We start from the raw sequence: 11,068 nt of genomic DNA, 5'->3' as shown, positions 1-11,068 counted from the left end.
CCGGGGTGGCCCAACCCACATTTGGGTCACATCCGCGGGCGTCTTGGTGTCGGGCCCGACACGCTCCGGCTGCCCGCAAAGAGCGTTCCAACCCCTCCTTGCCACTCGCGACCCAGGACAGCGCCTAACCGGGCTCGGTGTAGAACGGGTCGTCTTCCAGCCCGGTATGGATGGCCCGCACGGACATGCTCACCTGCGACAGCCTGTCGGTCACCTCATCGGTTACCCGGCTGAGCGCCTCTTCGCCACTTTCCCCTGGGAGAGCGGGGAAAGCTGACAGCAGGACCGCCTCGCAAGGACCCGCGTCCGTGCTGATCCGGACCAGTGACGCCGATAGGTCGGTCGCGGGACGGCCGCACAGGTCCACGGCCATGCGCAGGTCACCCGTGGGGACATAGAGATGCACCCGTGAAATGACGTCGGTTTCCGCGCGCGGGGTGAAATCGTGCCTGGTGACGTACGCGGGCTCACGGGGATCGGTGCCGCCGACGGACGCCATCAGTGAATAGAGCGTGAATCCGTCCGCCGGGGTGTCGTAGGCGTCGTAGCTTCCGTATTGGCCGGTCTCCGGCGTGCCGTGTATTTCGAAGAATTCCGCATTCAGACCGAAATGAAAAAGCGCCGGTACCGCGGCTCGATGCAGAGTTTCGGCGGGATCTTCGCCGTCGGCCGGCGGCGTGCGATAGCCGACGGAGACCAGGTACCCCGTCCAGCCGCCTTCGGGGTCCGCCCGGCAGATCTCCAGCTCGGTGGCCTCGAACTCGCCGATGAGACGTTCGCCCAGCGCGGCGGCCGCGGCGAATTCCTCGGTTTCGATATTCGCGGAAATCCGCGTGACGACCGTCGTTTCCCGGAGATCCATGACTAATTCGTGAGCCCTTCGGCGCGTACAGGTGGCTCTCAGCCTACGCGGACAGGCGCCCCGAGGAACGCCGCCCGTCCGATGACGGCTCTCCGTGACACGCGTTTGAAACGCATGTCCACAGCATGAACGCTTGGCGATCACCGAGGGGAACCGAGGTGATCAGAGCCAGGAACGCGGAGCCGGTCCATTGTCGAAGCGACCTTCGTTGAGCACGTCTTGGAAGTACTCCTCCAGGTACGTCGGCCGATAGGTGCCGTCCAAGAGACCGACCGCGTCCGCCTCCGCTTTGTCGAGCAGCCGAATCGGGCCGTCGAGTTTACCCGCGCCGCCGTACTCGCCGTACTGCTCTCCCCAGGACGTTTTCGCCTGCCAGTAGATCTCGGGCGGATCAGGGAACAGCTCCTGCAACTCGGGATAGTGCCCCACTACCCGCCAAGTCCTGTTCTTGATCAATCTGGGGCCGGTGTAGACCGGGATGTGCCGGGCCCGATGACTCCCTATGTCACCGACTCGCGGCGGAGAGAATACGCCTTCCAATAAGCCGAGTGCTGTGCCCATTTGGTCTTCGCAGAGCACGATGGCCAGATGGTGGCCACGGGGCACCGCGGGAATCGCCACCACGTCGCCGACCGTTACCCGGACGGTTTTCTTGGCCGTTGGGGCGACCAGTGCCTCCAGGTCTCGCGCGGCGATGTCGCTGAAAGCACGATCGCCGGACCGAAGCACCTCGAGGACATGGTCCGTGAGGTCCCCGACCGACAACGGCTGGGCCGGGTCGGCACCGCTTCCGGCCACGAGCAGATTCAGGAAGTCGCCGGCCTCGGTGAAGGTGTTGTCATTGAGCGACGCGACCCTCTCGGACGACTCGGCCTTATACCAGCGATTCCCTTTCTTCTTGGCTTTGAAGAGAAGCGGGAACGGTGCGCCCGGTAGGAGGTCCTCGTCCGGTTGGAACGACAGCCCCAGTACTTCAAGGAATTCTCCAAGCGTCGGCTCCTCGCCGATCTCTTCGAAGAAGGCGTGGAGGACGCGATCGAGCGCGTCCGCGGCTGATCGCGTCTGGTCGGGTGTCAGCGGAGTCATGGGCAGCTTCCTCCCCGCATTTGCTTGAGCCTCGCCTCATAGGCGTCATATTCGACTCTGTTAGTCGCCGAGAGCGGTTGCTGTCGGTTGACGCGATAGTTCGCCTTCTCTTCGCGATCGGGCCTCGCCATAGGTTTGACTGCCGCTGACACGTTCGAGGTGGTCACCGTTCTGCTGGTTGAGCCGGTCCCGGTTCTTCGCGTGTCGGCACTTCACAGCGTTAGAAGTCTGTTTCCCACCGTCGATGCCCGAGCGGTAGACCTTACCGTCGCGAGTGCGCACGTTCTCCCCGGGCCGGATGGCGTTTGAAACGTCAGCCCGAGAGGGACGCCGTCTCCGGCTCGAGTTCCTCGACCACCGGCGGCTCTTCCTTGCGCTTCGGCAGGAACGAGAGCGCGGCGAAGGCGGCGGCGAGCAGGGTCGGATAGATCGTCAGCTGCTGGTGCTTGACGTTCTCGATGCCTTCCGCGAGGCCGGAGACCAGGATCTGGCCCATCGCGAAGAGCAGGAACATGAGCACCACGATGCCGACGTCGCGGCGGCCGGTGCGGTTGCGGAAGGCGCGGAGACCCGCCCAGCCGATGAGCAGCCAGATCGGCAGCAGAGCGAACAGGCCCAGCGGAGCGAGCCATCCGGTGATCCCGGACAGCACCGGGACGCGGTACTCCTTGGCGAGCGGCGGCTGCCCGGCGTGTTCGCCGAAGCTGCCGAGGTTCGGCACCCGCGCGGTCAGCGTCTCCTGCGCGGACCGGTGCAGCATCTCGACCACACGCACCGGGTGATCCAGGTAGTACTGGGCGACGTTGCGGCGGCTGATCTTGTCGCGGTATTGGCCGTACGCGGGGTCGCGCCAGGCGGCGTTCGCGCTCCACCAGCCGGTGCCGACGTACTTCGCGAACTCGGGCGGGAGACCCAGCGCGGCGAGGTCGCCGGTGGTGTCGTGTTTCCCGTCCACGATCCCGTTGAACACGACGTGGTACATGTTGGCCTCGCGGTACTCCGCGTTCGCCGAGTCGCCCGCTCCCTGCACCAGCGCGGTGCCCGCGCCGACGACGGCGAGCACGGCCAGCGGCAGCGCCCACCTGGCCAGGCCGCGGCTGCCCGCGGGCCGGACGAACAGCAGCGCGAGCGCGAACAGCGGGATCAGCAGCAGCGTCTGCGACTTCGCGTTGATGCCGACCATCGCGCCGAGCACGGTGACCGCGGCGCCGGTGTAGCGCCACGGTCCGGTGCGGTGCATGAGCAGCAGCCCGCCGGCGAGCAGGAGCATCCCGACGAAGGCGGCTCCTTCACTCAGCACGGAGGCGAAGTACCCGAAGAAGGCCGAGTCCGCCGCGACCAGCAGCAGCGCGACCGTGGCGATGGCGCTGTTCCGCACCGAGAGGCGCAGGCCGACGACGATCGCGGCGATCCCGCCCGCGACCAGCAGACAGCCCAGCACGCCCAGTACCAGCAGGTTCAGGATCGCGGACGAGCCGAGCAGCTGCCCGAGCTCGCTGGCGATCTTGTCGATCCAGCTCTGGCTGGAGATGTACTCGCTGTTGCAGGCCGGGGCCGGACCATAGGAGAAGCGGACGAAGTATTCCGAAGGCCGGTCGAGTTCGCGGGCGCCGAGCTGGCACAGGATGCGCCAGCCGTCGCCGTTGTCCGCCATGCCGATCGGACGCGGAACCAGGAAACGGACGAGGAGCACCCCGAGCGCGGCGAAAAACACGCCCAAGGTCAGTCGGATTTCCCGGATCTTCACCCGCGTCACCTTAGAAGATTCCGCAGGGTGATCAGTTCGTACCCTCTCCAACACTTGCGGAGAGGAACTTTTGGATCACGCCGAGCCATTCGTCGCGGGCTTCCACACCGATTCCGTGCCCGGCCTCGATCTCGGCCAGTTCGGCGCCGGGGATCCCGGCCGCGAGTTCGCGGGAGTGGGCGGGCGGGGCGAGGCCGTCGAGCGTCGTGGCGATGACGAGGGTGGGGACCGAGATCCCGGCCAGCTCGGCCCGGGTGTCGACGTTCGCGACGAGGTCCACGTGTTCGGCGCTGCCCTCCGGGATGAATCCGGCGAGTCCTTCGATGGCGGCTTCGAGCTCCGAAGGCGACAGCGCGTTCAGGTGCTTTTCGCCGGTGGCGGCGAAGGTGAGGAACTTCGCCAGCAGCTTCCGGTCGCCGCCCAGCAGGTCGCGCCAGATGTCGACGGCCAGCAGGAGCCGGTTGTCCGGTTTCGTGAATCCGGCGGTCAGGATGAGCGCGGTGACCCGATCGGGGTGCCGGGTGGCCGCGCGGACGGCGACTCCGGTGCCGAGCGAGTAGCCGAGGATCGCGAAGCGTTCGAGACCGGCGTCGACGGCGATGGAGACCAGTTCGTCCGCGACGGTGTCGAGATCCAGTGGCTCGGTGGCGCGCGGCGTGGCCCCGGAGCCGGGGTAGTCGGGGCCGACGACGGTGTGGGTGCGGGCGAGGTCGTCGAGGATGCTCCCGAAGTTGCCCTCGACGCTGCCGCCCCCGCCGTGGGCGAGCAGCAGGCCGGGACCGGAACCGCGGACGACGTGCGCGAAATGATTCGTCATGCCGGCGACGTTAGGTACTGACATCGATGTGAAGGTCAAACTCGGATGACGGGGGTCACATGCTGATCGGCGAGCTGTCCCGGCGGACCGGCGTGAGCCAGCGGCTGCTGCGCTACTACGAGGAGCAGGGGCTGCTGGTCTCGCGGCGCGATTCTAACTGCTACCGCACCTTCGACGACGACGCGGTCACCACGGTGCGGCAGATCCGCGCGCTCCTCGCGGCCGGGCTGAGCACGCAGGTCATCGCGAAGATGCTGCCGTGCGCGAACGGTGAACTGCCGGAGCTCGACATGTGCCCGACCGTGGTGGCGGAGATCCGGCGCGAACTGGCCGAAATGGACGACCGCATCGACACGCTCCGGCACCGGCGCGGGACACTGGCCGGATATCTGACCGTCGACGCGTAGGAGAACTGTGGAAGCCCTGGCCAGATTCGGGTTCGAACTGGGTGTGCTCAAGCGGATCCGGCGGGCCGGCTGGTGGCAGGCGGGCGTCCGCGATCCCGAATCGGTGGCCGAGCACACCACGCGGGTCGCGCAGCTGGCAGGTCTGCTCGCGGCCGAGGGCGGCGCGGACCCGGCGAGAGCGGCGTATCTCGCGCTCTGGCACGACACGCAGGAGACGCGGACCGGCGATCTTCCGCACACGATCAAGGGTTTCGTCGAGAAGCCGGATCCGCGGGCGATCACCGCCGCGCAGACGTCGGCGCTCCCCGGCGCCGCGCGTGACTCGGTGCGCGACGCCGTCGACGAGTACGAAGCCGCGGAGAGCCCGGAGGCGCTGTACGCGCGCGACGCGGACAAGCTCGAGATGCTGCTCCAGGCCGTCGAGTACCGCGATGTCGGTGTACGGAACGTGGACGAGTGGATCGCTTCGGCGACGAAGAGCCTCCAGACCGACCTCGCGCGGCGTGTGGCCGAAGCGGCGCTGACGTTGTCTTCGCTCTCGTGGCGGGTGCGCTGAAAGGAATCGATACCCTGAGCCCGCGTGTATCGACCCCGGCACGCGTGCCTCGTGTGTCAGGCTTGACTCTGTGAAGGAACACCAGTGAACCGGCAGCCGTTGCGCCTCGCCATCATGGAAGCGACCCGCATTCTCACCGAGGCCGGAGTGGCGTCACCGCGTTCGGACGCGGAACTGATCGCCTCCCACGTCCTCGGTGTCGAACGCGGCCGCCTGCCGATGGTGCCGCTGGTGGACCCACCGGTCATCGACGCGATCGGCCAGCTCGTGAACCAGCGGGCCAAACGGATCCCGCTGCAGTACCTCACCGGCTGGGCGGCGCTCGGCGACGTCACGGTCAACGTCGGCGCCGGCGTTTTCGTCCCGCGCCCCGAAACCGAACTGCTCCTGGAGTGGGGTCTCAAACTGCTGCACGGGCGCGAGTACCCGGTGGTGGTCGACCTGTGCACCGGCTCCGGCGCGCTGGCGCTGGCCGTGCAGCACGCGCGGCCGGACGCCGTCGTCTACGCGGTCGACATCGACGCGCAGGCGCTCGCCTGGGCCCGGCACAACGCGGACGTCCACGCCGACGCGGGGGACACGCCCATCCGGCTGTACTCCGGCGACGTCGCGGACAGCACGATGTTCGCCGAACTCGACGGGCTCGTCGACCTGGTCCTGTGCAATCCGCCGTACGTCCCGGAAGGCACGCCGGTGCCGGCGGAGGTCGCCGAGCACGACCCGCCGCGGGCGGTGTTCGCGGAGGAGAGCGGGCTGGCGGTGATCCGGCACGCGATCGCGGCCGCCGCGCGCCTGCTGAAGCCCACCGGCGGGATGGCGATCGAGCACGACGACACGCACGGCTCCGCCGTCCCCGCCTTGGTGCGGGCGCGGCGGGTGCTGACGGACGTGCAAGGTCACCTCGACCTGGCCGGACGGCCGCGGTTCGTCACCGCCCTGCGCGTCTCCTGAGCGGCCGTCGGCCGGATAGTTAGCGAGACTCACGACTTACGGCGGTGCCCAGGGCAAAGCCCACCTCCTAACGTCGATCACGGCCGCCTCATCGGCGGTCCGACTGGGAGGTGTACCCCGATGCGATCGTCTCTCCGACGAGCCCCACTCAGAACACTCGCCGTCCTCGCCACCGTCGCGTTACTGCCGGGTCTGGTCGCCCAGCCCGCGTCCGCCGCGGCGCCGGTACGAGGCTGGCCCGCCCCGATCGACGGGTCGACCTGGGAGAACCAGGACCACATGACGTGGGACGACTACCGCAAACCGCCCGGCACCAACTGGGCCGACCCGGCCCTGAAGCCGACCAAGCGGATGTTCAAGGGCGCCGTGGTGCTCGCGGACTACCCGGATCAGGAATTCGCCGTCACGCAGCCCGCGCGTTCGACGGTGTTCGGCAACCCCGGCCCCGCCGCGAGCGACATCCCGCGCGCTGAGGTCGCGAAGTTCTACCAGGACTTCCTCAACAAGCCGCAGGCGCTCAACCAGGGCCATACGATCAACGAGTACTGGATGGAGGACTCCGGCGGCAGGCTGGGCGTCGAACTGACCGCGTTCGGGCCGTACCGCCTGCCCGGCAAGTCCTTCGAATACGGCATGGAGTTCCAGCCCGACGCGTGTCCGCCGGACGCGAACTGCAAACGTGACCTGCGTGCCGACGCGGGCGCGGCCTGGCGGGCGGACGTGGGCGACGTCTCCAAGCAGTTCGACTTCGTCTTCTATCTTTCCGCCGGCCAGGACGAGAGTTCGACCTGGCAGGAATTCGGCGTGATGAAGTTCGGCGAAAAGGAGAACGTGCCCGACGAATTCGGCCCCGGCGTCGCGGGTATGCCGAACGCCGCGTCCACCCGCTATGTCCCGTGGACGTCGTGGAAATCCGCGGCGAGCATCTGGCCGAACGCGGTCACCGGCTCCTCGACCCAGGCGGAAAGCTCGGGCCAAGGGGTTTACGCGCACGAATTCAGTCATATCCTCGGCATCGGCGACAACTACAACAATCCCTTCGGCAACCCGCCGTCCCGTACCTACACCGGGCCGTGGGAGATGATGTCGCGCGGCAGCTTCAACGGTCCCGGCGGACCGCACACCCGCTGGCAGATCCCGGCGACACAGGGCGGCTCGATGGGCTCGCACCATATGCTGCGCACCAAGATGAAGCTCGACATCATCGACCCCGAAGACGTCCTGAAGCTCGACCGGAACCAGCTCGCCAAGACCGGCCCGGTTTCGGCCAGGATCACGGCTCGCTCGGTCCTTCCCGGACAGGGCGCGTACAGCGGCATCAACATCGCGCTCACCGGCGGGGACCTTTCGCCGAAATGCGATCGTTCGAAGGATCCGTTCTGCGACGGCGGCGGATTCAACAATTACACCGTCGAGGTCGTCGACCGGATGGGCAGCGATTCCTTCGCCCCCGATTCCGGTGTCCTCATCGCGAAGACGAAGAACCAGGACAACGCGCCGTTCGAATGGATCGTCGACGCGCATCCGGCCGATATCGGCATGACCGACTACAAGAAGCCGGACGGCACCCCGGTCCCGATCCCGATCGGCGACTACCGCCAGCTCAACGACGCCGCGTTCAAGGCGGGCACCGGATCCGCGAGCAAGTACGAGTACACCGACGAGGCGAACCGGCTGAAGTTCCTCGTCTCCGACGTCGAGCGCGACCGCAAGGGCGTGCTGTCCTACGTCATCACGGTGGCTTCGCTCGACGGCGCCGGCTCGCAGGCCAGGGGCGTTTCGCTGTGGCCGTCGGCCCCGGCGTTCGCGAAGCAGGGTCTCGCGAGCTGCTCGTTCCCGGTGCTCAACACGGGCGACCCGAAGGGTGCGGCGGCGCCGTACAACACCGACACCTACCGCCTGAGCGCGTCCACCAGCGCGAAGGGCTGGGAAGTGCGGCTGCCGAACGAGCTGTCCACCGTCCCGTTCGGCGGGCGGTCTTCGGCGACGGCGCACGCCAAGCGGGCCGCGGGCGGTGACCACGTCGCGCACATCAAGCTGACCGCGACGTCGATCGCGGACCCGGCGAAGACGGCGACGTCGGTCTGTACCGCGTTCGCCTTCTGACGGTTGCTGAAGGGGCCCTTCACCGCATGCCACGCGGTGAAGGGCCCCTTCGGTGCATCGCATGCGGGGAAAGGCCCCTTCAGCCCCGGCGCTACGCTCACTGGCCATGAGCGCGGTGTACGACTGCAGCAAGCGTGAATCGCGGGCCGACGGGCTCGCCGCGGCGGCGAGCGCGGTGCGCTCCAGCCGCCTCGTCGTCCTCCCGACCGACACGGTCTACGGCATCGGCGCGGACGCCTTCGACGGCGGCGCCGTCCAGTCCCTCCTGCGGGCCAAGAACCGCGGCCCCGACATGCCGGTCGGCGTCCTGGTCGGCTCCTGGTCCACTGTGGACGGACTGGTGCTCGGCACGCCCCCGCAGGCCCGCGCGCTCATCGAAGCCTTCTGGCCAGGCGACCTCTCCATCGTCCTGCCGCACGCCCCGAGCCTGCAGTGGGACCTCGGCCAGTCACGCGGAACGGTGATGCTGCGGATGCCGCTGCACCCGGTCGCGCTGGAACTGCTGCGTGACGTCGGCCCGATGGCGGTGTCGAGCGCCAACGTCTCCGGACAGCCGCCCGCTTCCACCGCGCAGGAGGCCGTCGATCAGCTCGGCGACAGCGTCGCGGTGTACCTCGACGGCGGATCCACCGGCGAGCCCGTTCCGTCCACGATGGTCGATCTCACTGGCGACGACCCGGTCATCCTGCGGGAGGGCGCGGTCAGCCGGGCCGCCGTCGCGGAAGTACTGGGTGTGCCCGCGGAGTCACTGGCCTAGGACCGTCGACCGCCGTATCCCCCCAGCGCGGTAGCGTGTTCGAGTGACTTGGACCTCGGCGGCGTAACGCATCATGCCTCCTACGCAAGGCCTCCCGATCCGGGAGTACCTCCTCGTCGCCCTCACCGCGGCGGCCGTGACCTTCCTGCTCACCGGTGTCGTGCGCCGGGTCGCCATCCGGATCGGCGCGATCGCCAACCCGCGGGCCCGTGACGTCCACGTCACTCCGATCCCTCGGATGGGCGGGATCGGCATCTTCCTCGGTGTCGCCGCCGCGATGGGACTCGCGCACCAGCTGCCCGCGCTGAGCCGTGGCTTCGACTTCTCCTTCGACTCATTGGGCGTCCTGCTCGCCGCGGGCGTGATCTCCCTGATCGGTGCGCTCGACGACCGGTTCGAGCTGGACGCCTGGACGAAACTGGCGGGACAGGTCATGTGCGCCGGGATCCTGGTGATCTTCGGCGTGCAGTGGGTGTCGTTCTGGGTGCCGTGGGGCGGCGGTGGCGATTCGTTCGGCCAGGTGCTGGTGCTGGACAAGAACCAGGGCGCGCTGCTGACCGTCGTGCTGGTCGTCGTCATGGTCAACGCGATGAACTTCGTCGACGGTCTCGACGGGCTCGCCGGCGGCCTCGGTTTCATCGCCGCCGCGGCGACCTGTTCCTTCTCCCTCGGCCTGCTCGACTCCTCCGGCGGCGACGTCGGCGCGTACCCGCCCGCCCTCATCGCCGCCACGCTCGCCGGGGCCTGTCTCGGCTTCCTGCCGTACAACTTCCAGCCGGCGAAGATCTTCATGGGCGATTCGGGCTCGATGATGATCGGCCTCATGCTGGCGGGCGCGACGACGTCCGCGTCGGGCCGCGTGCCGTACCCGCAGTTCAGCGGCAAGGACGCGCTCGCGCTGCTCTCGCCGCTCGTCGTGGTCGCCGCGGTGCTCTTCGTGCCGCTGCTCGACCTGATCATGGCGGTCATCCGCCGCACCCGTCGCGGCGAGAGCCCGTTCGCCGCGGACAAGATGCACCTGCACCACCGTCTGCTGGAGATCGGCCATTCCCAGCGCCGCGCGGTGCTGCTCATCTACTTGTGGGCGGGGCTGCTCGCGTTCGGCGCCGTTTCGGTGACGCTTTTCGACAGTGTCGCGGTTTTCTGGATTGTCGGATTCGGCTTCCTGCTGGCGACCCTGGTGTCGATCGTGCCCAGACTGCGGTCGAGGAACCGGACTGCCTGAAAGCCCGCGTCGGCACGGGCCTACACTGGCGGGCTGAGACGACCAGGGAGTTTTCTGTGAGCGAGACCGAGAAGACCGTCGAGGCGGAGGAGAACCCCCACGCCAAGGTGGTTCTGCAGGCGGCCAACGCGATGACGAAGGCTTCCCTGAAGCTCGTTCCGCCCGCGGTGCTGATCTGCATCTTGGTCTTCACCATCGTCAACGGACTCCCGGGCCTGCTCGGCTCGGTCATCGGCGGCGTGCTCGCCATCGTGTCCGCCCTCGCGACGCTGGGCCTGATGCGCTTCAGTGCGGGCATGGACCCGATGTTCGTGATGGTGATCGCGCTCGGTGGTTACGTGCTCAAGATCGTCGTCCTGTTCGCGGCGCTGACCCTGCTGCGCGGGGTGTCCTCGATCCACCCGATGGCCTTGGGTGTCACCATGATCGTCGCGATCCTCGTGGCCGCCGCGGTGGAGTTCGCGGCCTTCCGCAAGACCAAGATCCCGACGATCATCCCCGCTTCCCGCTGACCCCGGGACCGAGGTCCTGACCTGGGACGGGACCTAGGTCCT

11 protein-coding genes are annotated in these 11,068 nt (G+C 68.1%); 7 read left to right on the top strand and 4 right to left on the bottom strand.

Annotated features, from left to right (window positions below):
- Positions 1-124: 124 nt before the first annotated feature.
- From ACIRGA_RS24790 to ACIRGA_RS24775, 4 genes are all read right to left on the bottom strand, one after another.
- Positions 125-862: a hypothetical protein gene (locus tag ACIRGA_RS24790; protein ID WP_400944896.1), complete on the bottom strand. Its 738-nt coding sequence runs from the start codon at positions 860-862 to the stop codon at positions 125-127.
- Between the two features lie 162 nt (positions 863-1,024).
- Complete coding sequence (locus ACIRGA_RS24785) at positions 1,025-1,948, bottom strand: hypothetical protein (RefSeq protein ID WP_400944894.1); 924 nt, start codon at positions 1,946-1,948, stop codon at positions 1,025-1,027.
- Positions 1,949-2,261: 313 nt separating this feature from the next.
- Positions 2,262-3,695, bottom strand: a complete 1,434-nt coding sequence (locus ACIRGA_RS24780) for a hypothetical protein (protein ID WP_400944892.1) — start codon at positions 3,693-3,695, stop codon at positions 2,262-2,264.
- Between the two features lie 31 nt (positions 3,696-3,726).
- Entirely contained in the window at positions 3,727-4,512 is a 786-nt protein-coding gene (locus ACIRGA_RS24775; RefSeq protein WP_400944890.1) for an alpha/beta fold hydrolase, read from the bottom strand.
- 59 nt (positions 4,513-4,571) lie between these two features.
- Between ACIRGA_RS24775 and ACIRGA_RS24770 the strand changes: the two genes are divergently transcribed.
- The 7 genes from ACIRGA_RS24770 (at position 4,572) to ACIRGA_RS24740 (ending at position 11,026) form a co-directional block, all read left to right on the top strand.
- Complete coding sequence (locus tag ACIRGA_RS24770) at positions 4,572-4,919, top strand: MerR family transcriptional regulator (RefSeq protein WP_400944888.1); 348 nt, start codon at positions 4,572-4,574, stop codon at positions 4,917-4,919.
- A gap of 7 nt (positions 4,920-4,926) precedes the next feature.
- Entirely contained in the window at positions 4,927-5,475 is a 549-nt protein-coding gene (locus tag ACIRGA_RS24765) for an HD family hydrolase (protein ID WP_400944886.1), read from the top strand.
- Between the two features lie 84 nt (positions 5,476-5,559).
- On the top strand, positions 5,560-6,426 hold the full coding sequence (gene prmC, locus ACIRGA_RS24760) for a peptide chain release factor N(5)-glutamine methyltransferase (RefSeq protein WP_400944884.1): 867 nt from the start codon (positions 5,560-5,562) through the stop codon (positions 6,424-6,426).
- A gap of 120 nt (positions 6,427-6,546) precedes the next feature.
- Positions 6,547-8,532 carry a M6 family metalloprotease domain-containing protein gene (locus ACIRGA_RS24755; protein ID WP_400944882.1) on the top strand — a complete coding sequence of 662 codons (1,986 nt, stop codon included), beginning with the start codon at positions 6,547-6,549 and terminating at the stop codon, positions 8,530-8,532.
- Positions 8,533-8,638: 106 nt separating this feature from the next.
- A complete protein-coding gene (locus ACIRGA_RS24750; protein ID WP_276363696.1) occupies positions 8,639-9,289 on the top strand; it encodes an L-threonylcarbamoyladenylate synthase in 651 nt (216 codons plus the stop codon).
- Positions 9,290-9,362: 73 nt separating this feature from the next.
- Positions 9,363-10,514 carry a glycosyltransferase family 4 protein gene (locus ACIRGA_RS24745; protein ID WP_016336859.1) on the top strand — a complete coding sequence of 384 codons (1,152 nt, stop codon included), beginning with the start codon at positions 9,363-9,365 and terminating at the stop codon, positions 10,512-10,514.
- Positions 10,515-10,570: 56 nt separating this feature from the next.
- Positions 10,571-11,026 carry a hypothetical protein gene (locus ACIRGA_RS24740; protein ID WP_400944879.1) on the top strand — a complete coding sequence of 152 codons (456 nt, stop codon included), beginning with the start codon at positions 10,571-10,573 and terminating at the stop codon, positions 11,024-11,026.
- The last annotated feature ends 42 nt before the right edge of the window (positions 11,027-11,068 follow it).

The sequence above is a fragment of the Amycolatopsis sp. NPDC102389 genome (assembly GCF_044765885.1).
Taxonomy (GTDB): Bacteria; Actinomycetota; Actinomycetes; order Mycobacteriales; family Pseudonocardiaceae; genus Amycolatopsis.
This window is presented reverse-complemented; position numbering and strand designations above follow the sequence as displayed.